Annotated in this window: 22 protein-coding genes, 1 tRNA gene and 2 pseudogenes; 10 read left to right on the forward strand and 15 right to left on the reverse strand. The window is 69.0% G+C overall.

What is annotated here, in order from left to right; translation table 11 throughout:
* Positions 1-59: 59 nt before the first annotated feature.
* The gene (locus AB4Z09_RS24770; protein ID WP_114720557.1) at positions 60-245 is read left to right on the forward strand and encodes an enoyl-CoA hydratase; all 186 of its coding nucleotides are present in this window, start codon (positions 60-62) and stop codon (positions 243-245) included.
* A gap of 18 nt (positions 246-263) precedes the next feature.
* Here AB4Z09_RS24770 and AB4Z09_RS24775 read toward each other — a convergent pair whose 3' ends face one another.
* Entirely contained in the window at positions 264-761 is a 498-nt protein-coding gene (locus tag AB4Z09_RS24775; RefSeq protein ID WP_114720973.1) for a COG4315 family predicted lipoprotein, read from the reverse strand.
* A gap of 215 nt (positions 762-976) precedes the next feature.
* Between AB4Z09_RS24775 and AB4Z09_RS24780 the strand changes: the two genes are divergently transcribed.
* Positions 977-1534 (forward strand): sigma-70 family RNA polymerase sigma factor, encoded by a 558-nt coding sequence (locus tag AB4Z09_RS24780; protein ID WP_114720555.1) that lies wholly within the window; start codon positions 977-979, stop codon positions 1532-1534.
* Positions 1524-2189: a zf-HC2 domain-containing protein gene (locus AB4Z09_RS24785; protein ID WP_442240896.1), complete on the forward strand. Its 666-nt coding sequence runs from the start codon at positions 1524-1526 to the stop codon at positions 2187-2189. Before AB4Z09_RS24780 ends, AB4Z09_RS24785 begins: the two co-directional genes overlap by 11 nt.
* Before the next feature lie 96 nt (positions 2190-2285).
* Here the strand turns inward: AB4Z09_RS24785 and AB4Z09_RS24790 are convergent.
* A tRNA-Thr gene (locus AB4Z09_RS24790) sits at positions 2286-2360 on the reverse strand.
* Positions 2361-2443: 83 nt separating this feature from the next.
* Between AB4Z09_RS24790 and AB4Z09_RS24795 the strand changes: the two genes are divergently transcribed.
* Both AB4Z09_RS24795 and AB4Z09_RS24800 read left to right on the forward strand, forming a co-directional pair.
* On the forward strand, positions 2444-2824 hold the full coding sequence (locus tag AB4Z09_RS24795) for a nuclear transport factor 2 family protein (protein WP_114720553.1): 381 nt from the start codon (positions 2444-2446) through the stop codon (positions 2822-2824).
* 1 nt (position 2825) lies between these two features.
* Positions 2826-4194, forward strand: a pseudogene (locus AB4Z09_RS24800) (threonine/serine ThrE exporter family protein).
* A gap of 24 nt (positions 4195-4218) precedes the next feature.
* On the opposite strand, the gene AB4Z09_RS24805 reads toward AB4Z09_RS24800, so the two are convergent.
* The 4 genes and pseudogenes from AB4Z09_RS24805 to AB4Z09_RS24820 all read right to left on the reverse strand — a co-directional run bounded on the left by AB4Z09_RS24805 (position 4219) and on the right by AB4Z09_RS24820 (position 8816).
* Positions 4219-4452 (reverse strand): MbtH family protein, encoded by a 234-nt coding sequence (locus AB4Z09_RS24805; protein ID WP_031937199.1) that lies wholly within the window; start codon positions 4450-4452, stop codon positions 4219-4221.
* Positions 4449-5306, reverse strand: a pseudogene (locus AB4Z09_RS24810) (SidA/IucD/PvdA family monooxygenase); the annotation flags it as partial. The pseudogene AB4Z09_RS24810 and the gene AB4Z09_RS24805, both read right to left, overlap by 4 nt.
* A gap of 79 nt (positions 5307-5385) precedes the next feature.
* On the reverse strand, positions 5386-7983 hold the full coding sequence (locus tag AB4Z09_RS24815) for a condensation domain-containing protein (protein ID WP_442240897.1): 2598 nt from the start codon (positions 7981-7983) through the stop codon (positions 5386-5388).
* 29 nt (positions 7984-8012) lie between these two features.
* Positions 8013-8816 (reverse strand): alpha/beta fold hydrolase, encoded by an 804-nt coding sequence (locus AB4Z09_RS24820; RefSeq protein WP_442240898.1) that lies wholly within the window; start codon positions 8814-8816, stop codon positions 8013-8015.
* 266 nt (positions 8817-9082) lie between these two features.
* Here AB4Z09_RS24820 and AB4Z09_RS24825 point away from each other — a divergent pair, with 266 nt between their 5' ends.
* Positions 9083-9205 carry a hypothetical protein gene (locus AB4Z09_RS24825; RefSeq protein WP_302675473.1) on the forward strand — a complete coding sequence of 41 codons (123 nt, stop codon included), beginning with the start codon at positions 9083-9085 and terminating at the stop codon, positions 9203-9205.
* 28 nt (positions 9206-9233) lie between these two features.
* On the forward strand, positions 9234-9857 hold the full coding sequence (locus AB4Z09_RS24830) for a hypothetical protein (RefSeq protein ID WP_174908224.1): 624 nt from the start codon (positions 9234-9236) through the stop codon (positions 9855-9857).
* A gap of 74 nt (positions 9858-9931) precedes the next feature.
* Here AB4Z09_RS24830 and AB4Z09_RS24835 read toward each other — a convergent pair whose 3' ends face one another.
* The 6 genes from AB4Z09_RS24835 to AB4Z09_RS24860 all read right to left on the reverse strand — a co-directional run bounded on the left by AB4Z09_RS24835 (position 9932) and on the right by AB4Z09_RS24860 (position 12717).
* A complete protein-coding gene (locus AB4Z09_RS24835; protein WP_114720543.1) occupies positions 9932-10180 on the reverse strand; it encodes a WhiB family transcriptional regulator in 249 nt (82 codons plus the stop codon).
* 25 nt (positions 10181-10205) lie between these two features.
* Positions 10206-10748: an HNH endonuclease gene (locus AB4Z09_RS24840; protein WP_174908222.1), complete on the reverse strand. Its 543-nt coding sequence runs from the start codon at positions 10746-10748 to the stop codon at positions 10206-10208.
* Positions 10749-11084: 336 nt separating this feature from the next.
* The gene (locus tag AB4Z09_RS24845; protein WP_429520052.1) at positions 11085-11252 is read right to left on the reverse strand and encodes a hypothetical protein; all 168 of its coding nucleotides are present in this window, start codon (positions 11250-11252) and stop codon (positions 11085-11087) included.
* A 52-nt stretch (positions 11253-11304) separates the two neighbouring features.
* Complete coding sequence (locus tag AB4Z09_RS24850) at positions 11305-11928, reverse strand: hypothetical protein (protein WP_442240899.1); 624 nt, start codon at positions 11926-11928, stop codon at positions 11305-11307.
* A gap of 49 nt (positions 11929-11977) precedes the next feature.
* Positions 11978-12238: a metallophosphoesterase gene (locus AB4Z09_RS24855; protein ID WP_442240918.1), complete on the reverse strand. Its 261-nt coding sequence runs from the start codon at positions 12236-12238 to the stop codon at positions 11978-11980.
* Positions 12187-12717 carry a chitobiase/beta-hexosaminidase C-terminal domain-containing protein gene (locus tag AB4Z09_RS24860; RefSeq protein ID WP_442240900.1) on the reverse strand — a complete coding sequence of 177 codons (531 nt, stop codon included), beginning with the start codon at positions 12715-12717 and terminating at the stop codon, positions 12187-12189. The genes AB4Z09_RS24855 and AB4Z09_RS24860 overlap by 52 nt, the downstream gene beginning before the upstream one ends.
* Positions 12718-12991: 274 nt before the next feature.
* Here AB4Z09_RS24860 and AB4Z09_RS24865 point away from each other — a divergent pair, with 274 nt between their 5' ends.
* Positions 12992-13834 carry a tyrosine-protein phosphatase gene (locus AB4Z09_RS24865; RefSeq protein ID WP_442240901.1) on the forward strand — a complete coding sequence of 281 codons (843 nt, stop codon included), beginning with the start codon at positions 12992-12994 and terminating at the stop codon, positions 13832-13834.
* On the opposite strand, the gene AB4Z09_RS24870 is transcribed toward AB4Z09_RS24865, so the two are convergent.
* Positions 13781-15586 (reverse strand): ABC transporter ATP-binding protein, encoded by a 1806-nt coding sequence (locus tag AB4Z09_RS24870; protein WP_442240902.1) that lies wholly within the window; start codon positions 15584-15586, stop codon positions 13781-13783. The genes AB4Z09_RS24865 and AB4Z09_RS24870 overlap by 54 nt on opposite strands.
* The gene (locus tag AB4Z09_RS24875) at positions 15583-17280 is read right to left on the reverse strand and encodes an ABC transporter ATP-binding protein (protein ID WP_442240903.1); all 1698 of its coding nucleotides are present in this window, start codon (positions 17278-17280) and stop codon (positions 15583-15585) included. The genes AB4Z09_RS24870 and AB4Z09_RS24875 overlap by 4 nt, the downstream gene beginning before the upstream one ends.
* Before the next feature lie 138 nt (positions 17281-17418).
* Here AB4Z09_RS24875 and AB4Z09_RS24880 point away from each other — a divergent pair, with 138 nt between their 5' ends.
* Positions 17419-17592 (forward strand): hypothetical protein, encoded by a 174-nt coding sequence (locus tag AB4Z09_RS24880; RefSeq protein ID WP_174908216.1) that lies wholly within the window; start codon positions 17419-17421, stop codon positions 17590-17592.
* A 43-nt stretch (positions 17593-17635) separates the two neighbouring features.
* Positions 17636-19165 carry an alpha,alpha-trehalose-phosphate synthase (UDP-forming) gene (locus AB4Z09_RS24885; protein WP_114720535.1) on the forward strand — a complete coding sequence of 510 codons (1530 nt, stop codon included), beginning with the start codon at positions 17636-17638 and terminating at the stop codon, positions 19163-19165.
* Positions 19166-19238: 73 nt separating this feature from the next.
* Here the strand turns inward: AB4Z09_RS24885 and AB4Z09_RS24890 are convergent, their stop codons facing one another.
* Positions 19239-19781, reverse strand: a complete 543-nt coding sequence (locus tag AB4Z09_RS24890) for a h domain protein (protein WP_442240904.1) — start codon at positions 19779-19781, stop codon at positions 19239-19241.
* Positions 19782-19794 lie beyond the last annotated feature (13 nt).

Here is a 19794-nt window from a genome sequence, read left to right on the forward strand (position 1 = left end):
CCCTCCCGAGAGAACCTGGTAGTAGACCAATTCAGGACGACGGTTGAGGTGAACAGTTCATGATGCGTCGCGGACGTAAGACGCTCGTTGCTCTCGACAGCGGCAACTGGTGCTTCGGCAGGATCGTCGGACGACGGCGTTGCGAGTCCGGTGTGCGCGTCCAACTCCTGCAGCACGACGCCGGCGGGAAGTACCCACTGTTCGCCGTCGCGGAATCGAGCGTGGGTGACGGCTTCGCCCTGTAACGCGAGCGCTCCGCCACGTCACTCGTCGGCGGTGTCCACCCTCACCACGTGCCAGGTGCCCTTGACCCCGTCGCCACTGGTCTGGCCCGGCGCGGTGTCCTTCGCGAACCTGTAGAGGGGCTGGCCGTCGTAGGTCGCCTGTGTGGTCCCGTCGGGACGCGCGGCAGTTCCCAGAGCACCCGAGAGAGGCCCGGCGGCCTGTGGTGCCCCGATCGCGGGCGGCCAGATCTCGGCGCACTGACCGGTGCACTTGATGGCGCCCGGCACGTCCTCGTCGAATCGATAGAGGGTGAAGCCGTCGCCATCGGTCAGCACGGTGCCGAGCGCGGTCTCGGCGGTGCCGATCTCGAGGCCGCCCGTCGGCGCAGCGGTGGTGCTCGTCACCGCCGGCGCGGCGCTCGTGCTGACCGTCGCGGGGGCGGCCACCTGCTCGTCGGTGTTCGCGCCGCATCCCGACGTCAATACGAGGGCGGTACCGGCACAGACCGCGGCAATGATCGACTTCTTGGACTTCATCAGGGTCTCCATCGTCAGGTTTCGGGGCACTCACCCACTCGCTGCGGGCGACGCACAGGAGTACGGACCGTCCACCCGGACCGTTCACGGGTAACTCGACGCGGCAACTCGGACCGATGCGAGGATCGACCGTGAACGCCGCGGCTCTCGGTCACGTACTCCTCGGTGGACGTCGGGCGCACCGACGAGTTTCCGCTGAGGCAGGAGGTGACGGCGTGCGGCTACGCAGGTCGCGTCGGCAAACGGACGAGTCGGTCGGCAGTTTGGCCGACGGCACGGTGTTGCGGGCCGCGTACGACGACCACGGCGGCGAACTCTTCGCCCTGGCCTACCGCTCGCTCGGGGACCGGGGACGCGCGGAAGAGGCTGTCCAGGAGACGTTTCTCCGGGCCTGGCGCGGCGCCGACCGATACGACCCGCGGCGCTCGACGGTCCGGACGTGGCTGTACGCCATCTGCCGCAACGTCGTCATCGACGCAAGTCGTGCCCTCGCCGCCCGCCCACGCCTGGCCGACGCCGAGCCCCCGGACCTGCCGACGGCGGAACGACCGCTCGAACAACTCCTCGTGGGACTGCAGATGGAGGAGGCGCTGCGACGGCTGTCCGATCAGCATCGGTTCGTGCTCGTGGAGATCCATCTGCGCGATCGCCCCGCCGCCGAGGTCGCGGCACAACTGGGCATACCCGTGGGCACCGTCCGCAGTCGCGTGTACTACGGGCTGAAGGCACTGAGACTCGTACTGGAGGAAATGGGGTGGCACGGTGACCAGTGAGCACTGCCGGCAGACGCGTCCCCTGCTGGGGATGTACGCGCTGGGGCACCTCGACGGCCGCGAGACCGTCGCGCTGCGCGCCCACCTGGACGGATGTCCGGACTGCCGCTCCGAGCTGCGCCAGCTGGCGCCCGTCGCGGCGGCCCTGTCCGAGGCCGACCCGGATCGGCTCGCCGAGCCGCCGCCACTGCCGCCACCGACTCTGCCCGACACGATCTTCGGAGCCCTCGACCGCGAACGCGGACGGCAGCGGTACCGCCGGATCGGACTGGTCGCCGCGGCCGCCGTGATCGCCGTGGGCCTGGTGACCGCAGGGTTCCTGCTCCGCGGCGCCACCGCGGGCGGTTCGCCCGGACAGGCCGTGGCGTTCACCGCGCTGTCCCCGGGAGTGGAGGCGTCCGCACGGGTGGAGAACCGGGCCTGGGGAACCGGCATCAGCCTCGACGTCACCGGACTCCCGCAAGGGGGCACCTACAACGTCTGGCTGCAGCGCCCGGACGGAAGTCGCATGAATGCAGGCAGTTTCATCGCGGGCGGCGATCGGACGATGTCGATGCAACTGGCGGTGGCTCTGCCGATGTCGGACGCGACGACGCTCGGAATCAGCGCCCCCGGCAACGACCACGTGCTCCTCCAGGCGCCACTGCACCCCTGAGGCCCACGTGTGGGCGAGAAGTGGGCCGGAACGCGAGAAGGGGCCGGTCCCGTTTCCGGTACCGACCCCTGACCTGCTTCGACGGGTTTCCGCTGGTGGAGCCCCCTGTCAGGATTGAACTGACGACCRCTCGCTTACAAGGCGAGTGCTCTACCACTGAGCTAAGGAGGCATTCGAGCGCGCTCATCATATCCATAGCCGACAGTGGTGTGCGTAACCGTGCCGCGACCGCCCGTTTTCGTTAGCGTTGTCCCATGCGCATCTCGGAGATCGCCACTGTCCTCGCGTGGCACGACGCTCTCAACTCGTCCGACATCGACACTCTCCTCGCGGTCTCGAGTGACGACATCGACATCGCCGGGGAGGAGGGCGCGGCGCAGGGGCTCACGGTGCTCCGAGAATGGGCCTCATCGTCCGGCCTTACACTGGTTCCCGGCCGGATGTTCATGCACGACGGGGTGATCGTCGTCGAGGAGCAGGCCACCTGGGCGTCTCAGCCGGACCAGTCGAAGACCGTGGCGACCGCCTTCCGTGTCGTGAACGACCAGGTGACCACCGTCTTCCGGCACGACACCCTCGAAGAGGCACTGGAGGCCACCGATCTCAGCGAGAAGGATCTCGTCACCGACATCTGACGTGCGCAGGTTTGCAGCGTCGATCGGCAGTCTCGTCAAGGACCGCCGGGCGACGGTCGACTCGGTCACCGCCGCGCCGACCCCGCTGCAGCCGATCGACCTCACCGACGATGCGCGAGTGGCCGAAGTGCTCGATCTCGCGGTCCGGGTCGGCGAGGTGCTGCTCGCATCCGGCACCGCCGCGATGGACACCGCCACACAGGTGAAGTTCATCGCGGCGACCTACGGGCTGGCGCAGTGTGACGTGGACGTCACCTACAACTCGATCGTGGTCTCCGCGCACCGCGGTCCGCTGATCCCGCCGSCGGGCACGATGCGCATCGTGCACTACCGACGCGATCGTCTCCGCGCCGCACCCCTACAACCGGTGGATCGCGACGCTGGGCTGGGCCGGACTGGCGGCCGCGGTGGCCGTGCTGCTCGGCGGTGGTCCGCTCATCACGGCCGTCGCGTTCCTCACCACCGTCGTCATCGACCGCGTCAACCGGGTCCTCAACCGCTTCGGCCTTCCGTACTTCTTCCAACAGATGATGGGTGGACTGATCGCGGCGGCGCCGGCGACCGCGCTGTACACGGTCCAGGACCACCTGGGGGTCGTCATCAGACCCTCCCAGGTCATCGCCGCCGGTGTGGTGGTGCTGCTGTCCGGGCTGTCGCTGGTCGGCTCGGTGCAGGACGCGATCACGGGGGCTCCGATCACGGCGGCCGCCCGGTTCTTCGAGGTCGTGATGATGACGGGAGGCATCATTGCCGGCGTCGCGTTGTCGCTGCGGGTGGCGTCGGCGCTGGGGGCGGACCTGCCGGTGATCAGCAACGCCGCGCAACCGGACCTCACACAGCTCCCGGTCAAGGTGGCCGCGGGCGCGCTGGCTTCTATGTTCTACGCGCTGGCCTGCTACGCCGAGCGTCGGGCACTCACAGCGGCCGGACTGGGCGGCGCCGCCGGGCTCCTCTTCTTCGTGATTGCCCAGAGCGTGGGTATCGGCCCGGTCATCTCGTCCGCGATCGCGGCGACGGTGGTCGGTTTCGCGGGTGGCCTGATGGCACGCCGCGCCCTGACACCGCCACTCGTGGTCGCGGTCGCGGGCATCACCCCGCTGTTGCCCGGTCTGTCGCTCTACCGGGGGTTGTACGCGCTGCTGAACGACGAACTGATCATCGGGCTGAGCGCCTTGCTGTCCGCGTTCGGCATCGGGTGTGCGCTGGCGGCGGGGGTCACGCTCGGAGAATGGGGCGCCCGGACGCTACGGCGGCCGCCCCGGATGCGCCGGAATGCGATAGTTCGCCGAAACACGACGCTGCGCCGTCCGAGGTTCGGACGACGCAGCGTCGTGATGAGCGATTCGGTGCCCGATTCCGTGACGCAGTAGGTCGACGGGGCGGGCCGGAAGTGGCTACTTCCCGGCGTTCTTCTGGTCCTGCTCCATCGCCTCACGCAGGCTCTTGGGCCGCATGTCGGTCCAGTTCTTCTCGACGTATTCGACGCATGCCTGACGCGAATCCTCACCGAAAACGATCCTCCAGCCCTGCGGGACCTCGGAGAACGTGGGCCACAGTGAGTGCTGGTCTTCGTCGTTGACCAGCACGTAGAAGCGGCCGTCTTCGTCGTCGAACGGATTGGTGCTCATCTAACCTCGCTTGTCGCGTACGGGTTGTCTGCGTTCAGCCTAGCAAGGCTGCCGCCGAGATCTCGATGAGCGAGAATCGAATTGAGAATCTCTCCTGCGCGCACCGCAACATCGGACAACAGTGATGCTGTCAGACCATGGGTCTTCTCGGTCCCACCTTGCAGGTAGATGCCGCCGCGAACAGCCGGACCGACCTCGAGTCGGTAGCCCCGGCCGACACCACGATCGACGCTCACCTCGGGGAGGGAACTCCCGAACAGCGACTCGAGCGGCGCGGCCGAGAACCCGGTGGCAAGGATCAGCGCGTCACAGGTCAGCGTGTCGGTGAGCCCGTCGACCGCGCTGCGCACCGACACCTCGATGCCGTCCTCTACTTCGCGGACGCCGTCGATCTCGGAGGCGCGGCGCATGAACAGGCGCCACTCACCGCGGACCCGTTCCCGGTACTCGGTCGCGTACAGCTCGTTGATCAGTTCGATGTCGACCACCGAATAGTTGGTGCTGCGGTGCAGTTCGATCAGTCGGGCGCGTTCCTCCGGCGGAGCGGCGTGCAGTTCGTCGACCGTGCCGTAGCGGACGTCGGCCTCGACCCGCTCCGCCGCCCACTGCAGGTAGTCCTGGAATTCGTGGCGAGTCGGGCAGAACGTCTGATGGTTGACGAAGTCGACGAGCCGGTCGCGGGCGTACAGGTAGGCGAAGAAGCTGTAGCCGCTGCGCGGATTACGGAACGTGACCAGATCCTTCGGGAACGCGATCTGCATGGTGGCACCGTCGAGCAGCATGCCCTGGTGCCAGCCGAACTGATCCTGCTTCTCGAAGAAGCGTGCGGTGATCCGCACGTCGGGCGCATTGCAGAAGATAGCAAAGGCTATCCTCACCCAGGGATGTGGCCAACTGAGGACCGACCGCGCGCTTCGTCGCTCGCGCCCCCGCTCAGACCCGCGCTTCGGCGTCCGTAACCACTTCCAGCAGTACCGGCACCTCTCGCGCCCATCGCTCGACGGTATCCCGATCGAGAACTCCCGTGGAGAACTCGAAGTACGCGTGCACGGGACCTGCGCCCGCAGGCTCGCGGAAGCCGAGTGTCAGTTCCGCCGAGGGCATCCCGACCGGAACCGGCAGAAGTCCGTCGAGGACACCGTCGGGGGCGTCGACCCGGGGCTGCTCGTCGTGGACGAGCAGCACCTGCGGGTAGCCGGTGCCCGCCCGACCACCGAGTTCGGCTGCAACATAGGCGAATCCGACATCCCGATGATCCAAAGCCTCGAGGTTCGACGCTCGAATGCGAGAGAGCAACTCGTCGAATCTCGGCGAGCCGCTCGTGTCGGTACGCAGCACCACCAGGTTGGAGAAGCACCCGACCAGGCCGGTGAGCGCGTCCTCCGTACGACCCGCGACCAGCGAACCGATCGGGATGTCGTTCCCCGCACCGTGTCTCGTGAGGATCGTGGCGAGCGCCGCCTGCAGCACCATGAACGTGCTGGTTTCCGTCCGGTCCGCGAGGCGGTCGATGCCGTCGCGCAGCGCCGCGCCGATCTCGACCCGGATCGTCTCGCGCCGGGGCTCGCGGACACCGGCCGGGGCCGGTAGGTGGAGCCGGGTAGGCATGTCCGACAGCCGATTCCGCCAGTAGTCGAGCTGCCGGGCATGCCTGCTGTCCGGGTCGGCGGGATCGCCCAGCAACCGGTCCTGCCAGAGGGCGTAGTCCGGGTACGCCACCTCGAGCGGCGCCCACGGCGGACGGCCGCCACCGGATCGAGCCGCGTACGCGGACAACAGGTCCGCGAGAAGCAGACCCACCGACCGGTCGTCGACCGCCAGGTAGTGCATCGTGAGGAGCAGCACCTGCCGTCCGGCGTCGTCGCACACGAGGTGCAGCCGCACCGGCGCCTCCTCGGTGAGGTCGATCCGCAGTTGCGCCAGTCCGTGGACCCGGCGCTGCAGGTCGTCGTCACCGATGTCGATCACCTCGAGGCGCGGCCGCGGGCCGTCGGACGCGAGCACCTCCCGCCCGTCAGTTGCGAACAATGTCCGCAGCGGGGCGTGCCGGTCGACGACGTCGTCCAGCGCGTGCGTCAGGTGCTCGGGATCCACCGATCCGGCGAAATGCAGCGCCAGCGCGTGGTCGGCACGGGCCGACCTGCCCGCCGCGCGATGCCGCAGCCAGTGCAGGCGCTGCGACGGCGCGAGCGGGACCGGCCCGGACCCGTCCGTCGGGACCAGCGTCGGGCTGCGGTCGTCGTCGGTCATCGGGTCGAGCGTGCCCACCGTGGCCATGGGGTCGGCGAAGAACTGGGACAGGAAGTGCACCAACCGATCCTGGTGCCGGAGCAGGTCCGCGCGCCGACCCGCGGGAACCCGCAGGTCGATGCGGACGGGTTCACCGTCCCCGCCGCCGAGGATGGAGAAGTCGAGGTCGCGAACCGGCCCGGTGACCAGGTCCCGAACGCCGGCGGGCGAACCGCCCAGCGCGGGCGGATGCTCGAACATCATGGAGTTGATGCCGGGGCCGAACACCCGGCGGTCCGGGTCGATCGCCTGGACCTCGCGCTCGAGATCCCCGCCCGGGAAGCGGCCGTGGCGCAGCGCCGCCACCAGTCGGACGTCGATCGCGCGGGCGAGTTCGCCGACGGTGGCGTCCGGATCCACGTGGAACGTCACCGGCAGGACCGTCGACACGGCGCCCGGCGTGCGACGGATCCCGCGTCCCACGCGGGCGGCGATCGGCACGGACACCGTGAGGTCGCGCAGTCCGGTGATCCGGTGCAGGTAGGCGACGAGCAACGCCATCGGCAGCCGGCTGCGACGGATACCGACGTCGGCGGCGAACGCGGACAACGCATCCGCGATGCCGGCGTCGATGTGGACGGTCGTCGATTCGGGGGGCGCCGACGCGTCGATGGCACCGGCGCACAGCTGCGGCGGCTCGGGCGATCCGAGGACCTCGGCGAGCCAGTAGTCGCGGTCCGCGGCGAACCGGGCCGAGCCGCGGTAGGCGCGGTCGGCGTCGACCAGATCGCGCAGCGCCCACTCCCCCGCATTCGATTCGAGATCGGGGTCGTCGCAGCGGGCGACCGTGTCGGCGACGAGCAGCGCGATCCCGTAACCGTCGACGAGGGCGGGGTGGTAGCGCTGGTACCAGACGGTGCGGTCGTCGGCGACCCGCAGCAGCGCGTGCGCGAAGAGCGGGTCGGACCCGGTGACGTCGACGCGGGTGCGCGCGTCGCGTTCCATCCACGCCTGCGCCGCCGCCTCCGGATCTGCGGCCGCGCGCAGGTCGACCACGTCGAGCGGCCACGTATCGGCCGGGGCCGGCACCTGCCGCGGCGTGCCGTCCTCCCCCGCCCGGAACCGCACGTGCAGCGCCTCGGCGTGGGAGACGGTGCGGCGGATCGCCTCCGCGGTCCGATCCAGATCGATCGGACCGGCGACCTCGACGACGAGCGACAGGTTGTGGGCGGGGCTCTGCGGATCCGGTTGCCGTGCGATCAGGATCCGGGACTGCGCAGCGGTCACCGATAGGCCGGTCATGTCCTGCAGCTTTCTTCAGCCCGTCGGTCTCAGTCCGCCAGGAAGTCCAGAACCACCTTGTTCACGGCCTCGGGACGCTCGAGGTAACCGTAGTGCCCCGTGTCCGGAATCTCCTGGTACACCGCATTCGGGATGGCGTCGGCGAGTTCCTTCGACAGGTAGGCCGGAATCATCCGATCGTCCGCGAATCCGACGGACAGGCACGGACGGGTGATGCCGCGGTAGGCGTCGGCCCGGTCGAAGTCGCGGTCCATCGCGAGCTGGGCCCGCACACCGGCCGACGTCTTGCCGCCGGAGAACTCGAAGACGTCGAGCCAGTCCCGCGCGGCATGCTGGTCCGCGAGCGTCGCGGGCGAGAGGTTCATGACGGCCGTGATGGCGGCGCGGTACTTGGACGGCAGCGTGATCCCGGCATCCTCGAGCTCGCGCTCGCCCTCGTTGAGGGTCCGCTGGAACTGGTCCATCCGGGAGTGGCCCGCGAGGAACACCGCCTTGCGCACCAACTCCGGACGCGCGAGCGCCAGCTCCTGCGCCACACGGGCACCCATCGACGTGCCGACGACATGCGTGGGGCCGCCGCCGAGCAGCTCGATCAGCCCCGCCGTATCGGCCACCAGGTCCTCGATCGTGATGCCGTCGACGCTCTCCCCCGACGGGGCGATCCCACGGTTGTCGAACGTGCACACCCGATATCCTGCGGACAACAGGGCCGGAACCTGATGCAGGTCCCACACCCGGCCGGGGCTTCCGGTGCCCATGATCATCACGACCAGGTCGCCGTCACCCTTGACCTGGTAGTTCAGAGGAATCCCGTTGATGGTGGCGATGGGCATGTCGGCCTTCCTCGTGACGTTTCGGCTAGTTGCGATCGGGCCTGGGGCTACCAATCCTGGGGCAACGGTACCCCGCAGTCGGTCCCGGACCCGGATCGTGAGGCGGTGCCGGGCGTCACCCTGCTCGAATGCACCGCACACCCGGTTTGGGCCGAATCACGTCGGCGCTCCCCACCCGATTGATACCGTCCCCGACGGCACCGCGGAGATCACCTCTCCCCCCACCGGGCACGGCTTCGGCCGGGCCGAGACCTCAGGAGACACGAATGGGAATGCTCACCTCGATCGGCCGCCTGTTCGGGTTCGAGCCCAAGGACGCCATCCCGGCGCTGCTCGACCAGCTGCTGGCCGCGTCGAGCGCCGCGCACGAGCCCCCCGCCGCCCAGTAGGTCCGGGCCGGCCGACAGAGCACACCCCATGGAACAGATTCAGGTCGAACTACCGGATCCGGATTCAGTTCATCGGATGCTCGCGGGATGGGCTGCCGTCCACGCGGCAATCTTCTCCCTGCCGGAACTCGAGAGCGCCTTCTCCATCGAGGCTGGTCGGGTCACCTACCACGATGGTGGCGGCTCCCACTTCCATTTCGCCCGACTCTCGAACGGTCGGGCGACGATCTTCGGTTTCGATCGCGCCTGCCCCGATCCCCCCCTCGAGGACAATCGCCAGGTGCTGCAGGACCTCGGATCCACTCCTTGGTGGCTCGAATCAGCATGCAGCGAAGCCATCTCGAACTTCGCGTACGGGTACGACAGTGGACGGTGGTTTGCGGTCGGCCACGACCCGATGCGCATCGCGCCGATGATGCTGGCACCGGGCCCGTCACGGGAGCCCACGTCCGCGCTCTCCACCCTCGCCGACTTCCTCGAGCAGGCATCCGAGGACCTGTTCGGTTCAGCGGTGCGCGGAGACGACACGGCACTCGAGACACTGCTGGCCGCCGGGTCCGACATGGACGAAGCGATCCTTCGCGCTGCGATGATCGGGGATTACGAGCACCTGGACGACGGACTCGCGGCCGCGGCGCTGTTTCGAGACTGAGCCGTGCACGAACACTCCCGTGATCAGCGAGGCCACCCGGCGACCGCCTCGAAACCGCCGGCGCCACCGCCGGGCTACCGCACCATGGTGCCGCGCCGGTACTCCCGTCCGCCCCACACACCGGATTGGTGGGTGGCCACGGCGTAGTCGCCACACGCGGCCGCGATGGGGCAGCATGCGCAGACGCTGGCGGCGTAGTCGAGCGGCTCGCTCGGGTCCGGGAACCAGCGGTCAGGGTGCTTGTCGCCGCGGCAGGCGGCGACATCCCAGTCGTCGCTGTCGTCGGTGACCGGCAACAGATCGGCCAAGATCACGGTGGTCATCGGTTGTGCCTCCTTACAGGGTGATTCACGCCGTCGGGGTCAGATCGCGCCAGATCGCACGCTGACGCTTGAGGTCCTCGCGCGGCGCCCGGGGGATCCACAGCAGTGGCATGCCGGCTTCCTCGGGGGTCCGGTCCGCCTTGCGGCCGTTGCAGTCCGCACACGCTGCGACCAGGTTGTCGTACGTGTCTCCACCGCCCCGACTGCGGGGAAACACGTGGTCGACCGTGCGAGCGCCGGTCCGGCCGCAGTACGCGCACCGGTAGTGATCGCGCACCAGGATCGCCGGGAACGCGGCCCGGGAGTCGTCGTCGACGACCGGACGCGGCGGTGTGTGGACGTACTCGAGCAGCTGGATCGTGCACGGGAGCGGGAACGCGACGTGCTGGGAGCGCACCACGAATCGCGGGGTGCGCTCGACCAGCGTGACGGCGAGCCCTTCGGCGATCAGCACGATTGCGCGCGCTGCTGGTACTACGTCGAAGTCCTCGTACGTGACGTTGAGCACCCGAACGTGGGTGTTCATCCAGGTGCGCGCGGTGACTGCGTTGGGGGATATACGGGCCATGACAATCGACAACCTCGTTCTCTCACAAAGGGAGCGGCGGGTTCTCGAGGTATGCACGGCCCGTGGCGGCCTGAATCGGCCAGTGGATCACCGGAAGGCGACTACACCGTCGGGGCGCGCACGCCCCGAGAAGTGGGGCGTCAGAGGACGCGGAATCCGGCTGTGGCGACAGGATTCTCGGAGTGCCGGTCCATGCGCTGAATCAGCGGATGCGACATGCACTGCGAATACGTATTGATGTGCATCCGACTGTTCCTTCCTGATCGCGTGGCTGACTTCCGGGCGCCCAGTGTGCCACGAATCCCGGCCCCACGCGGCGGAATTGTTTCGACACGATCAGCACACGTCACCGTCGAAGTCGGGGGTCTCGATGCGGCCCAGATCATCCGATCCGTCGAGTTGGTCGTGATCGAAGCCGCCGTCGAGTCGCGCACAGGCTAGTTGCCGCAGGGTTTGTGCGAGTGCCGCATGCCGATTCAGTACCGACAACCCGTGCGACAGCACGACAACCCCTGCGGCAACAGTCTTCCCCAGTTCGGAACGTTCCGGTCGACGGTCAGCGAGTGAACGTCAGCGTCGCCTCGGGGGAGGCATTGCCGTACGCGTCCACCGCCACGACCTTGGCCTCGTACGTGTTGCCCGCCACCGCATCCGGGACGGGGATGTCCAGGACGTTGGGGCGCGGCATGAAGTAGAAGCCCGAGAGCACCTTCGACGAGACGACCTTCGTACCGGTCGTCGTGTCCGTGATGTCGACGCGGTAGTGGTGGACCATCTGGTCGTCACGCGCCTGCTCGATCCGCAGGGCCGCAGCGCCGTCGGGTGCGGTCACCGCCGACAGCGGTGTGGCCGTGGCGAATTCGGGGGCGACAGCGTTTCGGGCCGCAGACGTGTAGCGGAAGTTGTCCTTGATCTGCTGGCCCGTGGATCCCTTCGACTCCACCGTCCACCCCGGGCCGCTGAGCGTGCCCGCGCTCGCGTACGGCGGCTGCCAACTCGCGGACCACTGTCCACCGGCGTAGATGTCGTGCTTGTCGGCGGCCATGTTGATGCGGCTGATGTCCGTCCGATCCTGATACACCTCGACGAACAGTGCCTGGGCGGTCGGCGACTCGAAGCGGTTCGCGAGCCCCGTCTCGGTGACCATCTGATATCCGTGATCGATCTCGATGTACGACATCGAACCGTCGTTCACCGACGTGAAATCACGCTGGTGGATCGACCGGTCGTCATTGTTGTTGCGATTCGTAGTAGCCCCCGCCGGAATCCGGGAACCATTCCTTCGGATAGCCGGCCCGGACGTCGTCGAGGTACGCGTCGTGGTTGCCGTAGGACATCAGCACCTCGGTATCGGTCATGCCCTTGCGCGCGAGGTTCTCATGGAAGATACGCGAGACGATCTTGTGGTCCGGCCCCTTGCCGTTCCAGTTGTCGTTGATCATGTCGCCGTTCGACAGGATCGCGTCAGGCTCCGGGAAGATCGATCCGATGGTTCGAAGAAGCTCTCGTACTTCTTGCTGTTGTTCTCGTAGTCCCCGACGTGGACGTCCGACATCACCACGAGCTGCGCGATCGGCTTCTCCGCCGTCCTGATCAGGTATCCGAACGAGACCGGGGCACTGGCCTGATCGCCACGGAAGGCGACGGCGGTGACGTTCGTGTCGTCCGATATCTTCAACGGGCGGCCGGGCGCATAGACCTGGCTGTCCCGGGTCGGGGTCGTCCCGTCGAGGGTGTAGCGGACGGTCGTGCCCCGTTCGGCAGTGAACTTCAGCTCGACTGGGTGCTCGTACCGCCCACCGGGAACGCTGACGCCCGGTGCGGCGGGCGGCGCGTCGTTCGGTCCGGCGGAACTGCCCCATCCGGACCCGAGGCTTCCGGCACTTCCCCACGCGGGATCCGCCTGGGCGACGCCCGGGGCGACGAGCGCCGCAGCCACGGCAGCCATCACGATAGGTTTGCGTCTCACGAGAATTCCTTTGTCTTCGGCGCGGTCACCAGACTCGATCCGATAATTGGTCTGGACCAATTAAGCTAGGTGGCGCCGGACAGTACGAGGTGCGCCCCCGCTGACCGCCGGGTGAAGGACGCGTGAACATCGAGCGCGTCGCGGTCCGGATGTGGCCGGCGCGCTGCCGGGTTCGACGATTCGCCTGCTGCCACCGCTCCGGACCGGCTACCCTCCCACCGAATCGGAGAGGGGCACTGGGCCGCTCACCTACCCCGTCTGACGTGAGGACCCCATGGGATCGACACGCTCCGTCCGCTCCGCCGTCAACCGCCTACTGCTGCTCGTGGTGGGCGTGCTCGCCCTGGTGGCGCCGGCCTTCGTCGCTCCGCTCGCATCCGCCGAACCGGCTACCGAGCCCACCACCGCGATCCGCCTCGAGGGCGCGAAGAACTTCCGCGACATCGGCGACTACGAGACGTCCGACGGCAAGCGGGTCCGCACCGGCCTCGTGTTCCGGTCGAACAGGCTCAGCTCGCTCACCGACGCCGATCAGGCCGCGCTGACCGCCGCGAACGTCACGCTCGACGTGGACCTGCGAAACATGTGGGAGCGCAAGGACGACCCCGACCGGATCCCCGAGGGCGTCCGCTATCAGGTGGCCGATGTCGTCTCGTTCGAGCACGGGATCGCATTCCACGAGTTCGTGCCGCTCACGCTGGGCCGCGCGCTGATCGACGCGGCGGTCAACGGATCGTCCGACATCGGCCAGTCCATCGGCTACCCGTTCATGGTCACCTACCGCGGCTCCGACGTCGCGTTCCGCGACCTGCTGACGGCGATCGCCGGCAACACCGACGGCGCCACGGTCTACCACTGCAGCGCCGGCAAGGACCGCACCGGCTGGGGCACCGCGGTGTTGCTGACGCTGCTCGGGGTCCCGAAGGAGACGGTGTACGCCGACTTCCTCGCCAGCAACACCTACCTCGGACGCTCCGACGCCGTCGAGAAGTCCTGGCTCGACGCCTCTTTCGCGCAGGTGAACCGGCTGTACGGCAGCGTCGAGAACTACGTGCGCAAGGGGCTAGGTGTCGATCAGCAGACCGTCGACGCCCTGCGCACCAAGTTGCTCGCCTGAACCGGCGCCCTCCCAGGCCGCCCACAGCTGTGCGTAACGGCCACCTGCGCTGACCAATTCGGCGGGAGTGCCCTGTTCCACGATCCGGCCGTGCTCGAGCACCACGACGCGGTCGGCGGCCGCCGCCTGGGTCAGCCGGTGCGCCACCACGAGCGTCGTCCGACCCCGGGTCGCGGCATCGGCGGCCCGTTCGAGTTCGCGGGCGCCGGCGCTGCCGGCCTCCGCGGTCGCCTCGTCGAGGACCGCGACCGGCGGATCGGCCAGCACCAACCGGGCCAGTGCCAGCTCCTGCGCCTGTGCCGCCGTCAGCGCATGGCCGCCCTCGCCGACGACGGTGTCGAGGCCGGTGTCGAGGGCGCGCACCCACGCCAGCGCCCCGACCGCGTCGAGTGCGGTGGTGACGTCGTCCACGGTCGCGTCCGGCCGGGCCAGCCGCAGGTCCTCGATCAGCGGGCCCGCGAACACGTGCACCTCCTGGCTGACGATCGCGACGTGACGCCGCAGCCGGTCCCCGAGGTCGGCGATCGGCACGCCGCCGAGCCGCACCGCGCCCGACGTCGACAGCAGCGAACCGGCCGCCAGCGCCGCGAGCGTCGTCTTGCCGGCGCCCGTGGAACCGACCAGCGCCACCCGCTCCCCCGGCTCGATCCGCACGCTCACGCCGTGCAGCACCTCGTGGTCGTCGTCGTAGCTGTGCCGCACATCGACCAACTCGAGTGACGCATCGGCAGGGTCGGTGGTCCTGCCCTCGTCGTCCGACTCCGGGATCCGCAGCACGCCCACCAGTCGGGCGAGACTCGCGCCGGCCGACTGCACCTCGTCGAACGTGAAGAGCAGCGTGCCGATCGGGTTGAACAGACGATGGAACAGCAGGGCCGCGGTGGTGGTCTGACCGACGGTGACGACGTCCTGCTTCACGAGCGCGAACCCGACCGCGAGGATCACCGCCAGTCCCACGAACTCGGCTCGGTTGCCACGCCCCGCGAAGCGGGTGAACAGCCCGAACACCCCGACGGCAACATCACGCGCCTCCGCCGACGCCCGGTCGATGTCCGCGAGATGACGGTCCTCGAGGCCGTACGCACGGACCGTGCGCACACCCTGCATGCTGCTGATCAGCGCCTGCGAGCGCCGCCCCATCGCGACGCGCTCCTCGGCGTACAGCGGGCCCGACCGGGGCAGATACCAGCGCAGCGCGAGCGCGTACATCGGCAGCGCGACCATCCCGGCCAGACCCAGCCGCCAGTCGATGCCGACCATCGCCACCATGCTCAGCACCACCAGCAGCAGCGCGGACACCAGTCCCGGCACGACGTCGGCGACGGCCTTGCCGATCACCGAGACGTCGTCGCCGACGCGGGAGAGCAGATCCCCCTTGCCGACGCGTTCGACCGTCGGGATCGGCAGCCGCAGCGCCCGCGCCACCACCCGTTCCCGCAGCCGCGCCAGCGTGCCCTCGCCCAGGCGTGCGATGAGATACGAACCCAGCCCGGTGAGCGCGCCCGCCACGATCGCGGCGGCCGTGATGACGGCGACGACCCCGACGATCGTCGACGCCGGGGCGCCCTCACGCACCCGATCGACGAGGACACCGAACACGTACACCGGGACCACCGCGGCCGCCGCCGCGATCAGCCCGACGAGCAGGGTCAGTGTCGCCAGGCCCTTGTGCCGGCCCAGTTCGCCGCGCAGCCAGCGCCAGCTCTCCGAGGCCGACGCGATCGGCAGCAACTGCCGCTCCGGGGCGCTCATCGCAGCACCGCCTTCCGGTAGTTCTCGTCGGTGGCCGACAGCCCGGCGTGGGTGCCCTCGGCGGCGCTGCGGCCGTCCGCGAGGACCACCACGCGGTCGGTGACGGACAGCAAAGCCGGGCTGCTGGTGATGAGGATCGTCGAGTGCGCGCGGGTGCCACCGTGACGGCCGGCCGCGATGCCGTCGGCGATCGCGTGTTCGGTCACGGCGTCGACCGCGGTGGTGGGATCGTGCAGCACCAGCACCGGGGCCCGCGCCGCCAGCGCCCGGGCGAGCGCGACCCGCTGCCGCTGACCACCCGACAGGCTCGCGCCCCGATCGGTCACCTCGTGATCGAGACCGTCCGGATGCGCGTCCACGACGTCGACGGCGGCCGACGCCCGCAGCACGTGCTGCACGACGTCGTGGTCGGCGTCCGCGGCCCCGGCCGTGACATTGGAGTGGACGGTGCCGGCGAACAGATCCGTGTGGTGAGGTTCGACGAGGATCGTGCGGCGCGCGTGCACGAGCCCCAGCTCCGTGACGTCGACGCCGCCGATCCGCACCTCGCCCGCGCGACGGTCGGGCGGCACCTGCCCCGACAGGACCTCGGCGAGCGCCTCGGCGTCCTCGGGCCGGTACGCGACGATTCCGAGGAGCTCGCCCGGTGCGACGTCGAGGGTGACGCCGTCGAGGGACCGGTACGCGACCGACCGCAGCCGCACGTCGCTCGCGCCGGAGGGTTCGACGGTCCCGGTCGGCAGCAGCGGCTCGGCGTCGAGCACCAACGCGAGACGATCCGCCGACGCCCGCGCGTTCGCGTAGTAGCCGGGCACCAGAGCGAGCATGCCGAGCGGTTCCGAGATGAACTGCGCCAGGCCGACGACGGTGATCAGCTCGCCGACCGAGATGCGGCCGTCGAGCGCGAACCAGCCCGCGAACCCGGCCACCGCCACCGCGAGCAGCGCGCTGACCGTCGTCGACACCCCGACGAACACACCGGTCGCCTTCGCGGCCCGCATCGTCGCGGCCAGCGCGCCGCGGCTGACGTCGCCGTAGCGCCGCGCGGCGGTGGCCTCCGCGCCGATGCCCCGCAGCGGCCGCAGACCGCTGACCAGATCGGTCGCCATGCCCACCGCCCGCGCGGTGCTCTCCTGCTGGGCCGTCACCCGACGGGTGATCAACGGCGCCGCCAATTGCAGCAGGCCGAGCACGACGGGGGTGCCGATCAGCACCGCCAGTCCGAGCGGAACGTCGATCCACAGCAGCGCGATCGCCGACGCGATCAACGCGGTGAGCGCGGCCGCGACGCGCGGGACCACGTCGAGGATCCAGGCCTCGCGGTCCGCGTCGGACGTGGACACCGTCAGCAGTTCACCGGCCCGCAGGTCGGTGCGGACCCCGCGCGGATCGAGGATCCGTCCGGCGACCTCGACGCGGAGGCGATGCGCCTCCTGCTGGACGGCGACGACGATGAATCGGGCACCGAAACGCCACGCCGACGTCAGCACCACGAACAGCGCGGCGAGCGCGGCCAGCCACACCACCAGCGCGGTGACATCGCCGGTCTCGATGGCGCGGTCGACGATCACGCCGATCGCGATCGGCACCGCCGTTTCCGCCACCTGATGCAGGCTCACCAGGACCGTGCCCGCGATCAGACGCGCACGATTCCGTGCCAACGTGCGGCGCAGCACCGCGGTACCACCTGCCATCAACCCTCCAGCCCTCGACCACAGCGTGTGTTAGTAGACCCTAACCCGGTGGTGAGTGGCGCTGACCGGGGCAGTTCTCATAGAGTCGCAGTCAGGAACTACCTGCTCGTGAAGTAGCAGCAAGCCGGAAGGAACAAGATGGCCGCGAAGACGACCGCCGAGAACGAGATCGCGGACGAGGACCTCGAGCCCGTAGCCGACGAGACCGCCCGGCAGGCCCAGCGCGTCGTCGCTGCGTATGCCACGGACGCCGACGAGTGCCGCATGCTGCTCTCGATGCTCGGCATCGGACCTGCCGCGAAGCTCGACTGACGAACGACGACTGAGAAGACGACTGAGAAAGAGTAGGAAATCCGTGGCTGAGCTCTCGGAATTATCGAACAGTTCCGAGGGCGCTGCGGGCGCCGACTCCGATGACGCGGAGCGCGGAGGATCCGACTTCGTCGTCGTCGCAAACCGTCTGCCGGTCGATCTCGAGAAGCTGCCGGACGGCACCACGCGCTGGAAGCGCAGCCCCGGCGGTCTCGTCACGGCCCTCGAGCCGATCCTGCGCAACAACAAGGGCGCCTGGGTGGGCTGGCCGGGCGTCCCCGACGTGGACCTCGAGCCCATCGTCGAGGACGGCCTCGACCTGTACCCCGTGCGGCTGAGCTCGCAGGAGGTCGCGGACTACTACGAGGGCTTCTCCAACGCCACCCTGTGGCCGCTGTACCACGACGTCATCGTCAAGCCGGAGTACCGGCGTGAATGGTGGAACGCCTACGTGGAGGTGAACCGGCGCTTCGCCGAGGCCACGTCCGAGGCGGCCGCCGAGGGTGCCACCGTCTGGATCCAGGACTATCAGCTGCAGCTGGTGCCGAAGATGCTGCGGATGCTGCGCCCCGATCTGACCATCGGCTTCTTCCTGCACATCCCGTTCCCGCCGGTCGAGCTGTTCATGCAGATGCCGTGGCGGCGCGAGATCGTCGAGGGACTGCTCGGTGCCGACCTCATCGGCTTCCATCTGCCCGGCGGCGCACAGAACTTCATGTTCCTCGCGCGCCGTCTCGCCGGCCAGCAGACCTCGCGCGGCACGGTCGGTGTCCGGTCCAAGCTCGGCGTCGTCCAGGTCGGATTCCGCACCGTGCGGGTGGGCGCCTTCCCGATCTCCATCGACTCCGGCAAGCTCGACGAGCTGTCCCGGCGCAAGTCGATTCGCGACCGCGCCAAGCAGATTCGCAAGGAACTCGGCAACCCCAAGCACATCATGCTCGGCGTAGACCGCCTCGACTACACCAAGGGCATCGACGTCCGACTCGACGCGTTGTACGAGCTGCTCAACGAGGGCCGGGTCGATCCGGCCGACACCGTCATGGTGCAGCTCGCCACCCCCAGCCGGGAGCGTGTGGAGAGCTACGTCCAGATGCGTGGTGCGATCGAGCAGACCGTCAGCCGCATCAACGGCGAGTACGCCGAGGTGGGCCGCCCGGTGGTGCACTACATCCACCGGCCCATCGGCCGCGACGAGCTGATCGCGTTCTTCGTCGCCGCCGACGTCATGCTCGTGACGCCGCTGCGTGACGGCATGAACCTCGTCGCCAAGGAGTACGTCGCGTGCCGCAGCGACCTCGGCGGCGCCCTGCTGCTCAGCGAATTCACCGGCGCCGCAGCCGAACTCCGCCAGGCCTTCCTGTGCAACCCCCACGACCTCGACGACGTCAAGGACAAGATGGAGGAAGCACTGAACCAGAACCGGGAGGACGGCCGACGCCACATGCGCGCCCTGCGCCGCCAGGTCCTGGCCCATGACGTCGACCGCTGGGCCCGGTCCTTCCTCGACGCACTCAGCCGGCAGGGCGTCGCCGGGGCGGCTCTGCTGCCCGCGGACGGCGAGTACACCGAATAGGACTGCCACCGAACGACAATGGGCTCCCGCGCTGTGCGGGAGCCCATTGTCGTTCGGTCGTTCGGTTCGATCGCTACACCGGCGCGAGTCGCCCTGTCAGCCAGCGATCGCCGTCCTTGTGCATCTCCATCCGCACCCGGCTGCCGGTGGTGGCGGCGTCCGGCATGTCCTCACTGGTTGTGATCTGGTTGACGTACAACAGGACCACCGCGTCGTCAGGGCTCGCCGATTCGATCGCCCCCGCCTGCACCGTGGCTTCGACGGTGATCTTCTTCTCCTTGGCGCCCGGCGCGATCGTTTCCTTCACCAACTTGTCGTAGTCGGCCTTGAAGTCACCGGTGAGCCCGTCACCGGCGGCAGCCAACTGCTGGTCGACGTCGTTGAAGTTGTAAGACAGCATCGCCGTAGCCTGAGCCGTTGCCGCCTGGACCGCGTCGGTCCTGGCTTGTTCGGTGGCGCGATCCTGCAGGTAGCCCCAGCCCAGAAACCCGACGCCCACCAGCAGGGCTGCAACCACCACGCCGGCGACGGCCACGAGCGCCGTCGGCAACGAGGACTTCACGGGCACGGACTCGGACGCGAGCTCGGTCGGCGGCAAACCTGTGTCGGTGCTCATAGCAGCGCCCTCG

The organism is Rhodococcus sp. TAF43, assembly GCF_052113525.1.
Lineage (GTDB): Bacteria > Actinomycetota > Actinomycetes > Mycobacteriales > Mycobacteriaceae > Prescottella.